The organism is Pseudomonas tolaasii NCPPB 2192, from assembly GCF_002813445.1.
Taxonomy (GTDB): domain Bacteria; phylum Pseudomonadota; class Gammaproteobacteria; order Pseudomonadales; family Pseudomonadaceae; genus Aquipseudomonas; species Aquipseudomonas tolaasii.
The window spans coordinates 1923500-1942870 of record NZ_PHHD01000001.1; the positions used below are offsets into that span (position 1 = coordinate 1923500).

Genomic DNA, 19371 nt, shown 5'->3' on the forward strand with positions numbered 1-19371 from the left:
CCCCACAATAAAAACTGCCGAGTGAGCCCTCATCCATGAAAAAACTGTTGTTGACCCTCACCTGCATTGCGCTGATCAGCGCCAACGCCATGGCCGCCGAACCGGCCTCCTGCAAAAGCATTCGCATGGGCGTGGTCAGCTGGACCGACGTCATCGCCACGTCCGGCATGGCCGACGTGTTGCTCAATGGCCTCGGCTACGACAGCAAGCAGACCAGCGCCGTGCAGCAGATTATCTTCGCCGGCATTCGCGACAAGCGCCTGGACATCTTCCTCGGCTACTGGAAACCGGCCATGGACAACAACATCGCGCCGTTCCTCGCCGCCAAACAGGTCAAGGTCTTCGACAAGCCGAGCCTGGCCGACGCCCAGGCCACCCTCGCGGTGCCGCAGTACGTGGCGGACGCGGGCCTGAAAACCTTCGCCGACATCGCTCGTTTCAAAGACAAGCTGGGCGGCAAGATCTACGGCATCGAACCCGGCAGCGGCGCCAACACCGATATCCAGAAAATGATCGACACCAACCGCTTTGGCCTCGGCGGCTTCAAGCTGGTGGCTTCCGGTGAAGCCGGCATGTTGGCGGCGGTGCAACGTGCGGTGAACCGCAAGGAGTTCGTGGTGTTCGTCGGCTGGACCCCGCACCCGATGAACATCAACATGAAGATGGCTTACCTCACCGGCAGTGAAGACGTGTTCGGCCCCGACGAAGGCCGCGCGACGGTGTCCACCGTCACCGCACCGGATTTCGCCGAGCGCTGCCCGAACGCCAATCGCCTGCTGGAAAACCTCACCTTCACCGCCGCCCAGGAAAGCCAGTTGATGGTGCCGATCATGGACCGTAAGTCCCCGCAGGATGTGGCGAAACAATGGTTGCGTGATCATCCAGAGGATTTGCAGCGCTGGCTGGCGGGGGTTACCGCGTTTGACGGCAGTGATGGCGTGGCGACAGTGCTGGCCAGTCTCCAACCCTGAGCCTGATGTGAATCCAAATGTGGGAGCTGGCTTGCCTGCGATAGCGGTCTATCGGCCAAAGATGCATCAACTGACAGATTGCCATCGCAGGCAAGCCAGCTCCCACAGTCGATCTCCATTGAAAGGGATATTTGCGCATGTATCCGGTTTCTCCACAGCTTGCTGCCTTCATCGCCAAAACCGAAGCCTTCACCAGCGACGATACCTCCCTGACCGGCCTGCGTCAGAACTACGACCGCATGTGCCAGGCCTTCACCCCGCCGAAGCCTGAGGGGCTGCAAGTCTCGGATTTTGCCTTGGGCGGCGTCGGCGTGCGCAGTTACTTGCCCGAGGTGCACACTCCGGCGGGTGGCTGGCCATGTGTCCTGTATATGCACGGTGGCGGTTGGGCAGTCGGCGGCCTGGACTCCCACGATTTCATCTGTTTCGAATTGGCCACGGCGTTGCAAGTGTTGGTGATCGCCATCGATTACCGCCTGGCGCCTGAGTTTCCATTCCCGGCGGCTTACGACGATTGCCGCGCCGTCTGGAGGGCGATCCAGCAGGGAGAGGGGCCGCACGCCATCAACCTGCAGCGTTTGGCCGTAATGGGTGACAGCGCTGGCGGCAACCTGGCGGCAGCATTGTGCCTTGGCCTGCGCGATGACGGGCAACCGCTGCCCCGAGCCCAGGTATTGATTTACCCGGGCCTCGGCGGCCCTGCCGATTTGCCGTCGCGTCGCGATTGCATGGACGCGCCGCTGCTCAGCACCGCCGACACCGACTGCTACCTGGCGTTGTACCTGCGCGGTACCCGCCAACCATCAGCCTACGCAATGCCGCTGCTGGCGCAGAGTTTTGCCGGGTTGCCCAAGGCGCTGATCGCCGTGGCGCAATTCGACCCGCTGCGTGACGACGGCATGCTCTATGCCGAGCGCCTGCGCGCGGCGGGTGCTGAAGCCGTTTTGTATCCGGGCAAAGGTTTGGTGCACGGCTGTTTGCGCGCGCGCGGCCAGGTGCGGGAGGTGGATCAGTTGTACGACTATCTGCTGCATTACCTGGGGAGCGAAGGGCTGACACAGGTCTAAGCGCTCAAGGACATGCTCATTGCACAATTCGGGTTTATGATGCCAGACGGCAGAATAATAGACGTCCCCTCAGGGATGAACCCGACACCCTACGGAGCGCGCAATGCAGACTTGGTACCCGCAGATCAAACCCTACGCCCGGCACGATCTGGCAGTCGATGACACCCACACGCTGTACGTCGATGAAAGTGGCTCACCCGAAGGCTTGCCTGTCGTCTTCATCCACGGTGGCCCCGGCTCCGGATGCGATGCCCAGAGCCGCTGCTATTTCGACCCGAACCTGTACCGAATCGTAACTTTTGATCAGCGCGGCTGCGGGCGTTCAACCCCTCGCGCCAGCCTTGAGAACAACACCACCTGGGACCTGGTCGCTGACCTTGAGCGTATCCGCGAACACCTTGGCATCGACAAATGGGTGCTGTTTGGCGGTTCCTGGGGCTCGACCCTCTCTCTGGCCTATGCGCAAACCCACCCCGAGCGTGTGCTTGGCCTGATCGTGCGCGGCATTTTCCTGGCCCGCCCGCAGGATATTCACTGGTTCTACCAAGAGGGCGCGAGCCGTCTGTTCCCGGATTACTGGCAGGATTACCTCGCGCCGATTCCTGTGGATGAGCGCCATGACATGATCGCGGCCTACCACAAGCGCCTGACCGGCAACGACCAGATCGCCCAGATGCACGCGGCCAAAGCCTGGTCCGGCTGGGAAGGGCGCATGCTCGGCCTGTGCCCGAGCCCGCAGCATGTCGAGCGGTTTTCCGAACCGCAGCGTGCGTTGTCCATCGCCCGTATCGAATGCCATTACTTCACCAATGACTCCTTCCTGGAGCCCAACCAGCTGATTCGCGACATGCACAAGATCGCCCATCTGCCTGGCGTAATCATCCATGGCCGCTACGATATGATCTGCACGCTGGACAATGCCTGGGAGCTGCATCAGGCGTGGCCCAACAGCGAGCTGCAAGTGATTCGCGAAGCCGGCCATGCCGCGTCCGAGCCGGGCATTACCGATGCCTTGGTACGTGCGACCGGCGAGATGGCACGGCGCCTGCTTGATCTGCCGCCAGAAGAAGCATGAAGGGCCTGTTGCAACGGGTGCGAGGCGCCCGGGTAGAAGTGGAAGGCCAAGTGGTCGGGGCCATCGACCAGGGTTTGCTGGTGCTGGTGGCCGTCGAACCCTCGGACACGCCCGAGAGCGCCGACAAACTGCTGCACAAGCTGCTTAACTATCGGGTGTTCAGCGACGACGAGGGCAAGATGAACCTGTCCTTGAAGGACATCGGCGGCGGTTTGCTGCTGGTGTCGCAGTTCACCCTGGCGGCGGATACCAAAAGCGGGCTGCGCCCAAGCTTCTCCACGGCGGCGCCTCCGGCCCTGGGAGCGGCACTTTTTGATCACTTGCTGTTACAAGCGCAACAATTGCATGACAAGGTGGCATCAGGGCGTTTTGGCGCTGATATGCAGGTGCATTTGGTCAATGATGGCCCTGTGACATTCCTCTTACAGACATGAATGTATTAAAAACGACTTTAATGCCTAAAAACGCAGGGTTTCGCTACAAATACTTCGCTGCCCCTGATGCGTTGTTTCGCGGGCTACTAGATAATCGCGCGCTATGGGGATCAGCGTCGTTTGGTCCATTTTTGACTTAGGTAGAGACTTGTCCGGCGCACTTTGGGGAATCATTTTGACCCAGGGGAGTCGGAACAATGCTCGCCAACCTGGCATATAGATAGCTGGCCGTTGGTTTTTTGATCTGTTTTCGGCGAGGGTTGCTCGTGATTGTTAGTCCCAGTAATGCACCAAAATTGTCTGCCAAACGGTTACGAAACGCACTGGTAACGGGCTCCGCCCTGTTTTGCCTGTTCGGCGCGGGTCAACTGTGGGCATTCAGTCTGGATGATGTGTCGGCCAAGGCAAAAGAGCTGGCCGGGCAGAAATACGAAGCTCCGCGCAGCAATCTGCCGAACGAATTCCGCGAAATGAAATTCGCTGACTACCAGAAAATTCGTTTCCGCAACGAAAAAGCCGAGTGGGCCGATCAAAACACCCCATTCAAGCTGTCCTTCTATCACCAGGGCATGCACTTCGACACGCCGGTGAAAATCAACGAAGTGACCGCCGACAGCGTGCACGAAATCAAGTACGACCCCACCCGTTTCGATTTCGGCGACGTAAAGTTTGATCCCAAAGCCACCGAACAGCTGGGTTATGCCGGTTTCCGTGTGCTGTACCCGATCAACAAGGACGACAAGCAAGACGAAATCATGACCATGCTCGGCGCGAGCTACTTCCGCGTTGTGGGCAAGGGTCAGGCTTACGGCTTGTCCGCCCGTGGCATGGCCATCGACACCGCCTTGCCGTCCGGCGAAGAATTCCCGCGTTTTACCGAGTTCTGGATCGAGCGCCCGAAACCGGGTGAAAAACAGCTGGTGATCTTCGCCCTGCTGGACTCCCCGCGTGCCACCGGTGCTTACCGCCTGACGCTGCGCCCGGGCACCGACACCATCGTCGACGTCAAATCCCAGATGTTCCTGCGCGACAAGGTCAGCAAACTGGGGGTTGCCCCGTTGACCAGCATGTTCCTGTTCGGCGCAAACCAGCCGTCCAAGGTGCTCAACTACCGTCGCGAACTGCATGATTCCAGCGGCCTGTCGATTCATGCCGGTAACGGCGAGTGGATCTGGCGCCCGCTGAACAACCCCAAACACCTGTCGGTCAGCAACTTCAGCGTGGAAAACCCGCGTGGTTTCGGCCTGCTGCAACGTGGCCGCGACTTCAGCCACTATGAAGACCTGGACGACAACTACGACAAGCGCCCAAGCGCCTGGATCGAACCTGAGGGCGACTGGGGCAAGGGTTCTGTCGATCTCGTGGAAATCCCGACCGCCGACGAAACCAACGACAACATCGTTGCCTTCTGGAGCCCGGCCGAGCTGCCGAAAGTCGGCGAGCCGCTGGACGTCGCCTACCGCCTGCACTGGACCATGGACGAGAAGGATCTGCATCCGGCCGACAGCGCCTGGGTCAAGCAGACCCTGCGTTCCACCGGTGACGTGAAACAGTCCAACCTGATCCGTCAGCCGGACGGCAGCGTGGCTTACCTGGTGGACTTCGAGGGCCCGTCCCTGAAGAAACTGCCGCCGGACGCCCCGGTTCGCAGCCAGGTCAGTGTGGGCGACAACGCCGAAGTGGTTGAAAACAGCGTGCGCTACAACGAGCACACCAAAGGCTGGCGTCTGACCCTGCGCATGAAGATCAAGGACGCAGGCAAACCGACCGAAATGCGTGCTGCCCTGGTCCAGGACATTCCGCAGCCGGAGCCGGAGAAGGCGTCGACCCAAGTGATCAAGGCCGACAAACTGCTGGCCAAGCAACACGAGAAACAGGCGAAGAAAGAAGCCAAGGAAGCGAAAGAGGCTAAAGACACCAAAGACGCCAAGGACAAGGACGCCAAGCAGCCTGAAGCCGCCCCGGCCACGCCACTTTCCACCCCGGAACCGGCCAAGACCGAACAAGTCCTGACCGAAACCTGGAGCTACCAGTTGCCTGCCGATGAGTAATTCCCAAGCCCAGCCAGAGACGCTCTCCGAGTACCTGGCGCACCTTCCGATGACCGCTGAGCAGCGCGCCGAACTGGCGGGCTGCTCATCCTTCAGCGAGCTGCACGAGCGCCTGTCGTCCAAGGCCTTCGACGCGCCGACCGACGCTGCCCAGGCCTCGGTCGGTCGCCGGCTGACCCTCAGCACGGCCGAAGAGCTGCAAGACGCCGAAATGCTGGCACTGGATGCCAGTGGCCGGGTTTGCCTGAAGGCCACGCCGCCGATCCGCCGTACCAAAGTGGTGCCCGAGCCTTGGCGCACCAACATTCTGGTGCGTGGCTGGCGCCGCATGACCGGCCGTACCAACCCGCCGAAACCGCCGAAAGACGAGCGCGTACTGCCGGCGGCGCGCTGGCGTACCGTCGGTTCGATCCGTCGCTACATCCTGCTGATCCTGATGCTCGGCCAGACCATCGTTGCCGGCTGGTACATGAAAGGCATCATGCCGTACCAGGGCTGGTCGCTGGTTTCGTTCGACGAAATCCGCAACCAGACCCTGCTGCAAACCGCCACCCAGGTACTGCCTTACGCCCTGCAAACCAGCATCCTGATCATGTTCGGGATTCTGTTCTGCTGGGTGTCGGCCGGTTTCTGGACTGCGCTGATGGGCTTCCTGGAACTGCTGACCGGCCACGATAAATACCGGATCTCCGGTAAAAGTGCCGGTGACGAGCCGATTCCGAAGGACGCCCGCACTGCGCTGGTGATGCCGATCTGCAACGAAGACGTGCCCCGGGTTTTCGCCGGTTTGCGTGCGACGTTCGAATCGGTGGCTGCCACCGGTGACCTGGATCGCTTCGATTTCTTCGTGCTCAGCGACAGTAACGAAGCCGACATCTGCGTCGCCGAACAGCAAGCCTGGCTCGATGTGTGCCGCGAAGCCGGTGGTTTCGGCAAGATCTTCTATCGCCGTCGTCGCCGTCGCGTAAAACGTAAAAGCGGCAACCTCGATGACTTCTGCCGTCGTTGGGGCGGTGACTACAAGTACATGGTGGTGCTCGACGCCGACAGCGTGATGAGCGGCGAATGCCTCACCAGCCTGGTGCGCCTGATGGAAGCCACGCCGGATGCCGGGATTATCCAGACCGCGCCGCGTGCGTCGGGCATGGACACCCTGTATGCGCGCATGCAGCAGTTCGCCACCCGTGTGTACGGCCCGCTGTTTACCGCTGGCCTTCACTTCTGGCAACTGGGTGAATCCCACTACTGGGGCCACAACGCAATCATCCGAATGAAGCCTTTTATCGAGCACTGCGCCCTGGCGCCGTTGCCGGGTAAAGGTGCGTTCGCCGGTGCGATCCTCTCCCACGACTTCGTTGAAGCAGCGCTGATGCGCCGTGCTGGCTGGGGCGTGTGGATTGCCTACGACTTGCCGGGCAGCTATGAAGAACTGCCGCCGAACCTGCTGGACGAACTCAAGCGTGACCGTCGCTGGTGCCACGGTAACCTGATGAACTTCCGCCTGTTCCTGGTAAAAGGCATGCACCCGGTGCACCGCGCGGTCTTCCTGACCGGCGTGATGTCTTACCTGTCGGCACCGTTGTGGTTCTTCTTCCTGGTGTTGTCCACAGCCTTGCTGGCGGTGAACACACTGATGGAGCCGCAGTACTTCATGGCGCCTCGCCAGTTGTACCCGCTGTGGCCGCAATGGCACCCGGACAAGGCGGTGGCGCTGTTCTCCACCACCATCGTGCTGCTGTTCCTGCCGAAACTGCTGAGCATCATTTTGATCTGGGCCAAGGGCGCGAAAGAGTTCGGCGGAAAGTTCAAGGTGACCCTGTCGATGCTGCTGGAGATGTTGTTCTCCATGTTGCTGGCGCCGGTGCGGATGATCTTCCACACCCGTTTCGTGCTCGCCGCGTTCCTCGGTTGGGCCGCAACCTGGAACTCGCCGCAACGTGACGACGACTCCACGCCCTGGAGCGAGGCGGTCAAGCGCCATGGTCCGCAGACTGTGCTCGGCTTCCTGTGGGCGTTGTTGGTGGTGTGGCTGAACCCGAGTTTCCTGTGGTGGCTGACCCCGATTGTCGGCTCGTTGATGCTGTCGATTCCGGTATCGGTGATTTCCAGCCGGGTGAAACTGGGCCTCAAGTCCCGCGACGAGAGCCTGTTCCTGATCCCTGAGGAATACAATCCGCCGCAAGCGCTGCTGTCGACCGAGAAGTACACCCACGAAAACCGTTGGCACGCCCTGAATGACGGGTTTGTGCGTTCGGTGGTCGATCCGCAGCAGAACGCCCTGGCCTGCGCCTTGGCGACTTCGCGTCACCGTGAAGCCGAACCGATCGAGTACCTGCGCCTTGAGCGTGTTCGTCATGCGTTGAAAGTCGGCCCGGCCGGCCTCAACAACGGCGAGCGCGTGGCCTTGCTCAGCGACCCGGTTGCCCTGGCCCGCCTGCACGAGCAGGTCTGGAGCGAAGGCCATGCGGATTGGCTCGGCGCTTGGCGTGCCTCGATCAAGGCTGATCCGCACGCGCCATTACTACCACTCAAACCACTGTCGTCCCAGGCCCAACCGGCCTGATTCAGACACCCCCGAGGGCTCACCTCGGGGGTGCTTCAAGCGCTGGTCCTACAGCGTTGTGCGCCGCTTCCGATTTCTCCTAACTCCTTGTTATTTCGAAACAAAAGACCTTTGTTCGAGGCGTTTTGCCGTGCCTGTGGCTGGGGTAGCATCGCCCCCCAATTCGGTTTGCCACGGGGGCGTTCATGTTCAAAAAGTGCTGTTCGATATGCCTGATCGGCGTTGTCTTGTTTCTAGGCGCAGGCGTGGTGAGTGCAGGCGTGCTCGACGATGCCGTGCGCCGCGGCGTGCTTAAAGTCGGCACCACGCCCACGTACGTGCCTTTCGAAATGACTGACAAGCACGGCCGTATCGTCGGCTTCGAAATCGACCTGCTGCAGGCGATGAGCCGCGCCCTGGGCGTTGAGCTGGAGCTGGTCTCGGTGCCTTATACCGACTTGCTGCCGGGGTTGATGGCGAAGAAATTCGACTTGATCGGCAGCGGCATGACCGTCACTCAGGAGCGCAACCTGAAGCTGAATTTCAGCGACTCCTTCATCGTGGTGGGCCAGACCGTGCTGATGCATCCCAGCCTGGCCGGCAAGGTGTTCAGCATTGAAGACCTCGACGAAGCCGGGTACCGCATCGTGACCACTGAAGGCACCACCGGGGAGTCCGCAGCGCAGCGCTTTCTGGGAGCGGCCCGGCGCAGCAGTTTCGTCACCTCGGAAGAAGCTTTGCGCCAAGTGGTGGCGGGCAAGGCCGATGCATTCATCCATGATGCGCCCTACAACCTGATCGCCATGACCCGTCCGGAAAACGCGACACTGTTGGCCCTTGAGCAACCGTTTACCTTCGAACCGCTGGCCTTCGGCCTGAAAAAGGGCGATTACGACAGCCTTAACTGGATCAACCACTTCCTCAATCAGGTGGCGCAGGATGGCACCTACGATCGCCTTCATGACAAGTGGTTCAAGGACACCGACTGGATGGCCGAGATTGACGCTGAGTCATAACTGCTTACACATCAACGGATTGCCAGTGAACAGACGCTGACGCGTCTACCGCCAGCGCTCGCTGCACCGTTGTGGGGCTTTTCCGACATACGCCGACAACATTTACCCGTGAAACCTTTGTGACAGGAGGCGAGTGGGTTAGGATCGCTCCCCGAATTGGTGCAGCCCTTTTGCGCGCCGACCTTAGAAGAATCGTCCAGGGGACTTGATGATGAAAAAGTATCTTTCGATGCTGCTGCTCGGCGTCACGGCGCTGGTCGCCGCCACTGCGGCCCAGGCCGGTGCAATCGACGATGCGGTCAAGCGCGGCTCGCTGAAAGTCGGCATGGACCCGACCTACATGCCGTTCGAAATGACAGACAAGCGCGGTGAAATCATCGGCTTCGAAGTCGACATCCTCAAGGCCCTGGCCAAGTCCATGGGCGTCAAGCTGGAGCTGGTGTCCACCGGGTACGACGGCATCATCCCGGCGTTCCTGACCGGCAAGTTCGACATGATCGGCAGCGGCATGACCCTGACCCAGGAACGCAACCTGCGCCTGAACTTCAGCGAACCTTTCATCGTCGTCGGCCAGACCCTGCTGATCCGCAAGGACCTGGAAGGCACGATCAAGTCTTACAAAGACCTGAACGACGAGAAATACCGCCTGACGTCCAAGCTGGGCACCACCGGCGAAATGGTCGCGAAGAAGCTGATCTCCAAAGCCAAGTACCACGGCTATGACAACGAGCAGGAAGGCGTGCTGGACGTGGTCAACGGCAAAGCCGACGCCTTTGTGTACGACGCGCCGTACAACGTAGTCGCCGAGAAAAAAGTCGGCAACGGCAAGCTGGTGTTCCTCGAAGAACCCTTCACCTTTGAGCCTTTGGCGTTCGGCCTGAAAAAAGGCGATTACGACAGCCTCAACTACATCAACAACTTCCTGCACCAGATCCGCAACGACGGCACCTACGATCGCCTCCATGACAAGTGGTTCAAGAGCTCCGAGTGGCTCAAGGACATGGAATAAGTCAGGCTGAAATCGAGTCGCTCCCATCGCAGGCAAGCCAGCTCCCACCTTTTGATCGGCGAACACAATCAAATGTGGGAGCTGGCTTGCCTGTGATGACGGCCTGACAAGCAACACAAATCCTGGAAAGTGAAATGAAACAGAAAAAAGCCCAATGGCCCTGGCACCTGCTGACCGTGGTCGTGCTGGTTGGCCTGGCCGGTGCGCTGTACTACGCCACGTCGTTGATGTCCTACGAATGGCGCTGGAACCGTGTGCCGCAGTACTTCGCCTATCAGGCCGAAACGTCCCAGCGCGCCGCTGACATCTCCACCGTGGTCGAACTGGTGCGCAAGGGCGATGTAGCTGAAGTCACCCTGCGCAACGACGCCGGTGCCGAGCAAAAGCTGACCGTTGCTGACAACAGCCTGCAAGTGGCGCGCGGCGATGATGTGGCCGAAGGCGATGTGGTCGGCGTCACCCGCCATTGGGCGCTGGGCCCGTTGATGTGGGGCTTGTGGACCACGCTGTGGCTGTCGGTGGTGTCTGGAATTTTGGGCCTGGCGATTGGTTTGGCCACCGGCCTGTGCCGGCTGTCGAGCAACCCGACCCTGCGCGATTTGTCGACGATCTACGTCGAGCTGGTACGCGGTACGCCGCTATTGGTGCAGATCTTCATTTTCTATTTCTTTATCGGCACGGTGTTGAATCTGTCCCGGGAATTCGCCGGGGTCGCCGCGTTGTCGCTGTTCACGGGTGCCTATGTGGCGGAAATCGTCCGGGCCGGCGTGCAGTCCATCACCCGTGGCCAGAACGAAGCCGCGCGATCCCTGGGGTTGAGTGCCAGCCAATCGATGCGCCACGTGGTGCTGCCGCAGGCCTTCAAGCGTGTGCTGCCGCCGTTGGCCGGGCAATTTATCAGTCTGGTCAAGGACACCTCTTTGGTGTCGGTGATCGCCATCACCGAGTTGCTCAAAAGCGGTCGCGAGGTCATCACCACCTCGTTTTCGCCGTTTGAAATCCTGTTCTGTGTGGCAGGCCTGTACCTGCTGATCAACCTGCCGCTGTCGAAAATGGCCAGCCGGCTTGAGCGGAGGCTCGCGCAAAGTGATTGAAGTCCGCGATCTGGTAAAAGTCTTCGATACCCGTGGCCAGGTAGTGCGCGCGGTGGACCACGTCACCACCCAAGTCGCCAAGGGCGAAGTGCTGGTGGTGATTGGCCCGTCGGGTTCCGGCAAGTCCACCTTCCTGCGCTGCCTTAATGGCCTGGAAGCGTTCGACTCGGGTTCGGTCAGCATCGACGGCCTGCAACTGGCCGACCCGAAAACCGATGTGAATGCCTACCGCCGCGAAGTGGGCATGGTGTTCCAGCACTTCAACTTGTTTCCGCACATGACCGTGTTGGAAAACCTGTGCCTGGCGCAAAAAGTCGTGCGCAAGCGCGGCAAACACGAGCGCGAGGCCAAGGCCCTGGCTCTGTTGGAAAAGGTCGGCATTGCGCAAAAGGCCAACGAGTTTCCGTCGCGCCTTTCCGGCGGCCAGCAACAGCGCGTGGCGATTGCCCGCGCGTTGGCCATGGAGCCCAAGGTGATGCTGTTTGACGAGCCCACCTCGGCCCTGGACCCGGAAATGGTCGGCGAAGTGCTGGACGTGATGAAGACCCTGGCCCTGGAAGGCATGACCATGGTCTGCGTCACCCACGAAATGGGTTTTGCCCGCGAAGTGGCCGACCGCGTGTTGTTCTTCGATCACGGCAAACTGCTCGAAGATGCCTCGCCGGCCGAGTTCTTCGACGCTCCCAAAGACCCGCGCGCCCAGGCCTTTCTGCGCCAGGTTCTGTAAGCCTCACCCTGTACGACTGTGGCCTGTGGCCTGTGGCCTGTGACCTGTGGCCTGTGGCCTGTGAGCTTGTTGTGGCGAGCGAGCTTGCTCGCGCTGGGCTGCGAAGCGGCCCTAAAACCTGCCAACGCGTTGTTTCAGGCAAATCGCAGTGAGGCTGTTGGGGCTGCTGCGCAGCCCAGCGCGAGCAAGCTCGCTCGCCACAACCACAACCACAATTCCAGCCACAACAGCCTGGTTTTCCACACGTCCTGTAAGCCTCAGAGTCTGAATTTGCCGACCAGGGCCTGTAAATCCAGACTCAGCTTCGTCAACTGAACGCTGGCCGCCGCGGTTTCTTCACTGGCGGCCGACGTTTGTTCCGACACATCCCGCACGTTCAATACGCTGCGATTAATCTCTTCGGCCACCGCGCTTTGTTCCTCGGCGGCGGCAGCAATCTGTGGGTTCATTTCCTGGATGACCGACACGGTACGGGCTATCGCCGCCAGCGCATTACCGGCATCACGGGTCAAGCCAACGCTGTTGTCGGTGAGGCTGCGGCTGTGGTCCATGATGTCCGCCACGCGCTGAGTGCCGGTGTTCAAACTCAGGATCAGCCCTTCAATTTCCTCGGCGGACTCCTGGGTGCGCTGGGCCAGGCTGCGCACCTCGTCGGCGACGACGGCAAAGCCCCGGCCGGCATCGCCTGCCCGCGCCGCTTCGATGGCGGCGTTGAGTGCCAGCAGGTTGGTCTGCTGGGACACGGATTTGATCACGTCCAGCACGCTGCCGATTTTGTGGCTCTCATGCTGTAGCGCCAGCATGGCCTGACTGGATCGCGCCATCTCATGGGCCAGATGGCCAATCTGCTCAACAGCCTGTGTCACCACCTGCTCACCGGAGCCGGCCTGCCGGTCCGCTTCGTTGGCGGCGACGGAGGCTTGCTCGGCATGGCGCGCCACTTCCTGTGCTGTGGCGAGCATTTCATTCATGGCCGTGGCGACCTGGTCGGTTTCGTCGCGCTGGTTATTGACCCCTTTGCGCGTCCGCTCGGTGACGGCTGACAACTGCGTCGCGGCACGGGCGATTTGCCCGGCGCTGTCGCCGATGCCGCTGATCAAGGCGCGCAGGTTGCGTGTCATTTTTCCGATGCTTTGCTGCAATTGCCCAAGTTCATCCCGACGCTCCACCGGGTTGCTTTCACTCAGATCGCCTTCGGCGATGCGGTTGGCGGCAACCAGTGCGTGGCGTAACGGCAGCGCGATCTGCCGCGCGATCCACCAAGCGGACAGCGCACCGAGCAACAACGCTGCCACTGTCACGGCGATGATCAGCGCGCGAGTGTTCTCGGCCTCGAGATCGCGTTTGAAGGTCTGGCCCTGGCTGACCAGGTCGCTTTGTTCAAGCAATTGGTTGATCTGTTGCTCAAAACGGTTTTGTGCCGTTTCGGTGGTGAGCTGAGCCTCCTTCAGCGTGATCAGCAGGTTGCGATACTGTGTGAGTTCGGTGTTCAGCAAGGCGGAGTCCGCCGGCAAGCGGGTGACGGCGGCTTGAGCCAGGTCGAGGGCATCCAGCGATTTGGCGACGCTCTCGGCGTAGGCGTGCAGTGACTCGGCCGCCCAGGCGGGGCTTTGGGTGCGGACCTCGGCCTGTGCCATGGTCTGGCGCAGGTTTTCGATGGCGTCGAGGGCTCGGCGGTCCTGCTGGTCGGGCAATTCGCTGGCAAGTTGAGCGAGCGTGTCACTGGCCTGCAGCGCGGTTTTGCGCAGTGCCGGGCGGATTGTCTCGCGTTGTTCGATCAACGGCGGCAGCTCCACCAGTGCGGCCTTGAAACGCTTCACCAACTGCCTGGCCTCAAGCAGGTGCTCCAGGTCAACCGGGTCTTTCACATGGGTGGACAGGTAGTCGAGGTACTGGTCGATCTTCTCGATCTGCACGGCCATTTTGTCGAGGCTCGCCGTGTCAGTGAGTGTGCGGTACACGATACGGTCGGCGCGCATCGATTCGGTCACCGCCGTGAGTTGACCGAGGGTGGTGAGGTTGCTGGAGCGGAACAGCGCCGCATTCAAGGCCTGCCAGCCGGTGGCGGCGATGATGAAGCTGAGGATCAGCACCTGGCCGAAGCCCAGGGCGAGCTTGAGACGGACGCTGGTGTTGACCAGCAAGCGGGTCAGCCGGGGAAACATGGTGAAACCTCCAAATCAGAAAAAAGCGCGCTGAAACGCTAAATCGATTTGGAGTTGTCGCGGGCTGATAACAGCGTAGGACGTTTCATAAGTTGCTGTGTGCGGCGGCCTCATTCGGCCGCCGCAAGGGAAGCGATCAGACGCGGAACCGTCCGACCAGCGTCTGCAGATAGATTCCCAGGCGCGCCAGCTCTGCGCTGGACGCAGCGGTTTCCTCGCTGGCTGATGAAGTTTGTTCCGACACGTCGCGCACGTTCAGCACGCTACGGTTGATCTCCTCGGCGACGGCGCTTTGCTGCTCGGCGGCGGTGGCGATCTGCGAGTTCATCGCCTGGATGGTCGAGACCGTGCGAGTGATATTGCCCAGCGCGTTGCCGGCGCGGCGGGTCAGTTCGACGCTGCTGTCGGTGAGGCCACGGCTGTTGTCCATGATGGTTGCGACTTGCTGGGTGCCGCTTTGCAGGCCGACGATCAGTTCTTCGATCTCTTCGGTGGACTTTTGCGTGCGCTGGGCCAGGCTGCGCACCTCGTCGGCGACCACCGCAAAGCCTCGTCCGGCTTCACCGGCGCGCGCCGCTTCAATCGCCGCGTTCAGTGCCAGCAGGTTGGTTTGCTGGGCCACCGACTTGATCACGTCGAGCACGCTGCCGATCTTGTCGCTCTCGCGCTGGAGGTGGCCCATGGCCTCGGTGGAGTTGCCCACCTCGGTCGCCAGGCGCTCGATCTGGGCGATGGCCTCGCCCACCACCTTGTCGCCCTCGCGCGCCTGTTGGTCCGCCGCTACAGCGGCTTCAGAGGCCTCCTCGGCGTTGCGCGCAACTTCCTGCACAGTGGCGGCCATTTCGTTCATGGCGGTGGCCACTTGGTCGGTTTCGACTTTCTGGCTGTTGACCCCGGCACTCGTCTGTTCGGTGACGGCCGACAGTTGCTCGGCGGCGCTGGCGATCTGGGTGACGCCGTCGCTGATGCCGCCAATCAACTCGCGCAGGCCCACGGTCATGCTTTGCATGGCACGTTGCAACTGGCCCAGTTCGTCCTTGCGGCCGGAATTGAGGTTGTGGCTCAGATCGCCGGAGGCCACCCGCTCGGCGACGGTGAGAGTCTGGTTCAGCGGGATGACGATCTGGCGGGTGATGGCCCAGGCGGCGACGATGCCGAAGACCAGCGCCAGCGCGGCCGCCAGCAACAGAAGTTGCTTGGCCTGCGCTGCGTCGTGATCGCGCACCGCGGTCTGCGAGACGGTGAGTTTATCGCTGTGGCCCAGCAGAATATCGCCTTGCTCGACGGTGGTTTTCAGGGCCGCTGCCATTGCCACTTGGGAATCCCGGTATTGGCTGACCGCGGCGCGATAGGCTTGCAGCGAAGTGCCGGCCTCTTGCAGGTTGGCCTGGAAGGGCTCCGGCAGCTGGCTCTGCAGTTCGGTGATTTTCTTCAGAGCATTGTCGATGGCATCCAGCGCCGGTTGTTCGGCGTCCGGCTTGCCGCTGTAGGTGTAGCCGCGCACCTGGAAGCGCGCTTGCTGAATCAGCTTGCTCAGGTCGACCACGCTGTTGAACTGGGTGACGCTGTCACCTTGCAGCAGGGTTTTTTCGATCTCGTTGATCTTGGCCACGGCGTTGTCGGCAGTGTCGCCGAGCTTGCTGCGGGCGCCCTCACGCTTGAGGCCGGCAAAAACCATGGCGCCAAAGGCTTTTTTGTATTGGTTCAAGGCGTCCAGCTGTTGCTCGACCAAGGCCTTGTCGTCGGGTTGTTCGATCAGGTTTTCGGCCGTTTTCAGGCCTGCGTCCAATTGGGTGATCAGGTTGTTGACCGCGTCAGTGCCTTGTTCGCCGCGGCGCATTTCAAAGTCCAGTCGCGCCAGGCGCAGGTCTTTGGTCAGGCTGTTGAGGCTGGAGATAAAACCGAGCTTGTCGCCGCGACTGGTCACATCGCCCAGGCCCGTCCAACCGGTGAAGGTGATCAACAACGTCAGGATCAGCACGAGGCCAAAGCCAATGCCCAGTTTGCGATTGACGCTCACATTCCCCAGTTTTTCGGCTAGCAGACGGTACATACGGCGATCTCCTTTGGAACAAGGCTTGGACTTATTCAGAGGTTATCGGCAGGCATGCAGAAAACTGTAACAACACAAATCCAGTGTGGGAGCTGGCTTGTCGGATCGCCGCACCGCTGCGATGGCATCAACCGGATCTGTCTGAGATACCGAGGTGTCTGCATCGCAGGCAAGCCAGCTCCCACACGAGCCAGCTCAGGCTTTAGGTTTGTTTCAGAACAGGCGGGCGAGCAGGGCGGTGACGGCGGTTTCGACGCGCAGGATGCGTGCGCCAAGCTGCACCGGTTGCAAACCGGCTTTGGTCAGCAAATCCACCTCGTACGGAATCCAGCCACCTTCCGGGCCAATGGCCAGAGTGACAGGTTCATTCAGCCCGCGCGGGCAGGGCGGGTAGTCGCCGGGGTGGCCGATCAGGCCGAGGCTGCCGGCAGTCATGGCCGGCAGGCGGTCTTCGACGAAGGGCTTGAAGCGCTTTTCGATGATGATTTCCGGCAGCACGGTATCGCGGGCTTGTTCCAGGCCGAGGATCAATTGCTCGCGGACCGCCTCGGGCTCCAGGAACGGCGTTTGCCAGAAGCTCTTTTCCACGCGGTAACTCTTGACCAACACCACTGTGGGCACGCCCATCGCGGCCACGGTTTGCAGTACGCGGCGCAGCATTTTCGGGCGAGGCAGCGCGAGTAACAGGGTCAGGGGCAGTTTGGCCGGGGGCGGCTGGTCGAAACTGACCTGTAACTCGGCCTCGCGGGCCTCCAGGCGCAGCAACTGCGCATTGCCCATCAGCCCGCCAATACGGCCCACACGCAGGCTGTCGCCGACGGCAGCGCGGTGGACGTCCTGCATATGCACCAGGCGCCGGTCACGCAGCACCACCCGGTCAGCCGCAATAAAGTCGGCTTCTTCAAGCAGCAGCAGGTTCACGGCTGGGTCGCTGGCGGCTGGTCGTCGTCGGCGGGTTGGTCATCCGGGTGTTCGCCACGCTTGCTGATCAGGCTGCCAAAGAGGATGCCGATCTCGAACAGCATCCACATCGGCACGGCCAGTAACGTCTGCGAGAAGATGTCCGGCGGTGTGAGGATCATGCCGACCACAAAGCAGCCGATGATCACGTACGGGCGGATTTTCTTCAGGTATTTGACGTCGACCACACCGATCCACACCAGCAACACCACCGCCACCGGGATTTCGAAGGCCACGCCAAAGGCGAAGAACAGCGTCATCACGAAGTCGAGGTAGCTGGTGATGTCAGTCATCATTTCCACGCCGGCCGGGGTGGCGGCGGCGAAAAACTTGAAGATCAGCGGGAACACCAGGAAGTAAGCGAACGCCATGCCGGTGTAGAACAGCAGGATGCTCGACACCAGCAACGGCACAGCGATGCGTTTCTCATGCTTGTACAGGCCTGGCGCGATAAAGCCCCAGATCTGATGCAGGATTACCGGGATCGCCAGGAACAGCGAGACCATCATGGTCAGCTTCAACGGCGTGAGAAACGGCGACGACACATCGGTGGCGATCATCGTCGCGCCCGCCGGCAAATAATGACGCAGCGGTGTGGAGACGAAGGTGTAAATCTGCTGGGTAAAGGCAAACAGCCCGGCAAAGATGATGAAGATGGCCGCTACGCAACGCAGCAGGCGGGTACGCAGCTCGGTGAGGTGCGAAACCAGCGGCATGTGCTGGTCGTTTTCCGGTTTATCAGCGCTCATGGGGCTCGCGGCGGCAATGTAGGGTCATGGGGCGCGGGCGACGCCACGGGCGTCGGCGCAGGCTGGGTTGGCGCGGCTGGGGCCGGCGCAACGGGGGTGGCGTCAACGACAGGCGCGGGCGCAATGCTGTTTTCGGCCACGGGCTCGGCCGGTTTGGCCGGCTCCTGCACGGGCGACAGAATCTTCCGCGCTTCCTGCTCCAGCGACAGAATATGTTCGTTGTGCAGTTGCCGGCGGATTTCGTCGGCGCCGATTTCCCGTTCAACTTCCTGTTTGATGGCGTTGAAACTGCGTTTCAGGCGCCCGATCCAAAGGCCGGCCGTGCGTGCGGCACCGGGCAGGCGTTCCGGCCCGAGTACCAGCAAGGCAACAAGGCCGACGAGGAGCAGTTCAGAGAAGCTGATACCAAACATTAGTCAGTGCTCACGAGTCTTTGCGGGTCGGCTCTTCGATTTTTTCAGCCTGCACGTCGAAGGTACGACGCTCGGTGATCGGCTGGGTGGCCTGCGGGTGCACAGGCTGGGCTGGCGGCACTGGGGTGACAACCGGATCAGCCGGTTTCTCATCGTCGTTCATGGCTTTGCGAAAGCCCTTGATCGACTCGCCCACGTCGGTGCCCAGGTTCTTGAGTTTCTTGGTGCCGAACACCAGTACCACCACTACCAGAATGACGATCCAGTGTTTCCAGTCAAAAATGCCCATGCTGCAATTCCTCTGTGAAAGTTATTCAGGCGGACGGGCGCGAGGCCTTTTCGGCATGCCCGGACAGGCCGAAGCGGCGGTCCAGTTCATCCAGCACTGCCTGCGGATGCTGCCCCAGTTGGGCGAGCATGACCAGACTGTGGAACCACAAATCAGCGGTTTCGTAGATGACATCGCTGCAGTCGCCGCTGATTTGTGCGTCCTTGGCTGCAATGATGGTCTCGACGGATTCTTCGCCGAGTTTTTCCAGGATCTTGTTCAAGCCCTTGTGGTACAGGCTGGCGACATAGGAGCTGTCGGCGTCCGCGCCCTTGCGGTCTTCCAGCACCTGGGCCACGCGGTTCAGGGTATCGCTCATGTTCAGTGTCCTGCCGAGTAGATGGCGTGCGGGTCTTTGAGCACCGGCTCGACGGTCTTCCACGCGCCGTCCTCGAACACGCGATAGAAGCAGCTGTGACGGCCTGTGTGGCAGGCGATGTCGCCGATCTGCTCGACCTTGAGGATCACCACGTCGGCGTCGCAGTCAATGCGCATCTCGTGCAACGTCTGCACATGCCCGGACTCTTCGCCCTTGCGCCACAGTTTGCCACGCGAGCGTGACCAGTAGATGGCGCGCTGCTCAGCGGCAGTCAGGCTCAGGGCCTCACGGTTCATCCAGGCCATCATCAGCACGCGCCCGGTCTTGTAGTCCTGGGCAATGGCCGGCACCAGGCCGTCACTGTCCCACTTGATCTCGTCCAGCCAGTCTTTCATGTT

17 protein-coding genes and 2 pseudogenes are annotated in these 19371 nt (G+C 61.1%); 10 read left to right on the forward strand and 9 right to left on the reverse strand.

The window, feature by feature from the left end; all coding sequences use genetic code 11:
- Nucleotides 1–35: 35 nt before the first annotated feature.
- From ATI14_RS08980 to ATI14_RS09025, 10 genes and pseudogenes are all read left to right on the forward strand, one after another.
- On the forward strand, nucleotides 36–971 hold the full coding sequence (locus ATI14_RS08980; protein WP_016973152.1) for a choline ABC transporter substrate-binding protein: 936 nt from the start codon (nucleotides 36–38) through the stop codon (nucleotides 969–971).
- A 137-nt stretch (nucleotides 972–1108) separates the two neighbouring features.
- Nucleotides 1109–2038: an alpha/beta hydrolase gene (locus ATI14_RS08985; protein WP_016973151.1), complete on the forward strand. Its 930-nt coding sequence runs from the start codon at nucleotides 1109–1111 to the stop codon at nucleotides 2036–2038.
- A 103-nt stretch (nucleotides 2039–2141) separates the two neighbouring features.
- Nucleotides 2142–3113 carry a prolyl aminopeptidase gene (gene pip, locus ATI14_RS08990; protein WP_016973150.1) on the forward strand — a complete coding sequence of 324 codons (972 nt, stop codon included), beginning with the start codon at nucleotides 2142–2144 and terminating at the stop codon, nucleotides 3111–3113.
- The gene (gene dtd / locus ATI14_RS08995) at nucleotides 3110–3547 is read left to right on the forward strand and encodes a D-aminoacyl-tRNA deacylase (protein ID WP_016973149.1); all 438 of its coding nucleotides are present in this window, start codon (nucleotides 3110–3112) and stop codon (nucleotides 3545–3547) included. The genes pip and dtd overlap by 4 nt, the downstream gene beginning before the upstream one ends.
- Nucleotides 3548–3870: 323 nt before the next feature.
- Nucleotides 3871–5598: a glucan biosynthesis protein G gene (locus ATI14_RS09000; RefSeq protein ID WP_177006766.1), complete on the forward strand. Its 1728-nt coding sequence runs from the start codon at nucleotides 3871–3873 to the stop codon at nucleotides 5596–5598.
- Nucleotides 5591–8163: pseudogene (gene mdoH / locus ATI14_RS09005) on the forward strand (glucans biosynthesis glucosyltransferase MdoH); the annotation flags it as partial. The gene ATI14_RS09000 and the pseudogene mdoH, both read left to right, overlap by 8 nt.
- A 183-nt stretch (nucleotides 8164–8346) precedes the next feature.
- Nucleotides 8347–9156, forward strand: coding sequence for a transporter substrate-binding domain-containing protein (locus ATI14_RS09010; protein WP_016973146.1), 810 nt, complete (start codon nucleotides 8347–8349; stop codon nucleotides 9154–9156).
- A gap of 211 nt (nucleotides 9157–9367) precedes the next feature.
- Nucleotides 9368–10165 (forward strand): transporter substrate-binding domain-containing protein, encoded by a 798-nt coding sequence (locus ATI14_RS09015; protein ID WP_016973145.1) that lies wholly within the window; start codon nucleotides 9368–9370, stop codon nucleotides 10163–10165.
- A gap of 134 nt (nucleotides 10166–10299) precedes the next feature.
- Nucleotides 10300–11259, forward strand: a complete 960-nt coding sequence (locus tag ATI14_RS09020) for an amino acid ABC transporter permease (protein WP_016973144.1) — start codon at nucleotides 10300–10302, stop codon at nucleotides 11257–11259.
- Entirely contained in the window at nucleotides 11252–11986 is a 735-nt protein-coding gene (locus ATI14_RS09025; RefSeq protein ID WP_016973143.1) for an amino acid ABC transporter ATP-binding protein, read from the forward strand. The genes ATI14_RS09020 and ATI14_RS09025 overlap by 8 nt, the downstream gene beginning before the upstream one ends.
- Nucleotides 11987–12243: 257 nt before the next feature.
- Here the strand turns inward: ATI14_RS09025 and ATI14_RS09035 are convergent, their stop codons facing one another.
- The 9 genes and pseudogenes from ATI14_RS09035 to hisI all read right to left on the reverse strand — a co-directional run bounded on the left by ATI14_RS09035 (nucleotide 12244) and on the right by hisI (nucleotide 19368).
- Nucleotides 12244–14151, reverse strand: coding sequence for a methyl-accepting chemotaxis protein (locus tag ATI14_RS09035; protein ID WP_016972741.1), 1908 nt, complete (start codon nucleotides 14149–14151; stop codon nucleotides 12244–12246).
- A 136-nt stretch (nucleotides 14152–14287) separates the two neighbouring features.
- Nucleotides 14288–15160: a methyl-accepting chemotaxis protein gene (locus tag ATI14_RS31955; protein ID WP_370589141.1), complete on the reverse strand. Its 873-nt coding sequence runs from the start codon at nucleotides 15158–15160 to the stop codon at nucleotides 14288–14290.
- A 33-nt stretch (nucleotides 15161–15193) separates the two neighbouring features.
- A pseudogene (locus tag ATI14_RS31960) lies at nucleotides 15194–16204 on the reverse strand (methyl-accepting chemotaxis protein); the annotation flags it as partial.
- A gap of 213 nt (nucleotides 16205–16417) precedes the next feature.
- Entirely contained in the window at nucleotides 16418–17125 is a 708-nt protein-coding gene (locus ATI14_RS09050) for a 16S rRNA (uracil(1498)-N(3))-methyltransferase (protein ID WP_016972739.1), read from the reverse strand.
- Nucleotides 17122–17913, reverse strand: coding sequence for a twin-arginine translocase subunit TatC (tatC, locus tag ATI14_RS09055; RefSeq protein ID WP_016972738.1), 792 nt, complete (start codon nucleotides 17911–17913; stop codon nucleotides 17122–17124). The genes ATI14_RS09050 and tatC overlap by 4 nt, the downstream gene beginning before the upstream one ends.
- The gene (gene tatB, locus ATI14_RS09060; protein WP_016972737.1) at nucleotides 17910–18326 is read right to left on the reverse strand and encodes a Sec-independent protein translocase protein TatB; all 417 of its coding nucleotides are present in this window, start codon (nucleotides 18324–18326) and stop codon (nucleotides 17910–17912) included. Before tatB ends, tatC begins: the two co-directional genes overlap by 4 nt.
- 10 nt (nucleotides 18327–18336) lie before the next feature.
- Entirely contained in the window at nucleotides 18337–18615 is a 279-nt protein-coding gene (locus ATI14_RS09065) for a twin-arginine translocase TatA/TatE family subunit (RefSeq protein WP_080520644.1), read from the reverse strand.
- A 25-nt stretch (nucleotides 18616–18640) separates the two neighbouring features.
- Nucleotides 18641–18973: a phosphoribosyl-ATP diphosphatase gene (locus tag ATI14_RS09070; protein ID WP_003209299.1), complete on the reverse strand. Its 333-nt coding sequence runs from the start codon at nucleotides 18971–18973 to the stop codon at nucleotides 18641–18643.
- 2 nt (nucleotides 18974–18975) lie between these two features.
- Nucleotides 18976–19368, reverse strand: a complete 393-nt coding sequence (gene hisI, locus ATI14_RS09075; RefSeq protein WP_016972735.1) for a phosphoribosyl-AMP cyclohydrolase — start codon at nucleotides 19366–19368, stop codon at nucleotides 18976–18978.
- Nucleotides 19369–19371 lie beyond the last annotated feature (3 nt).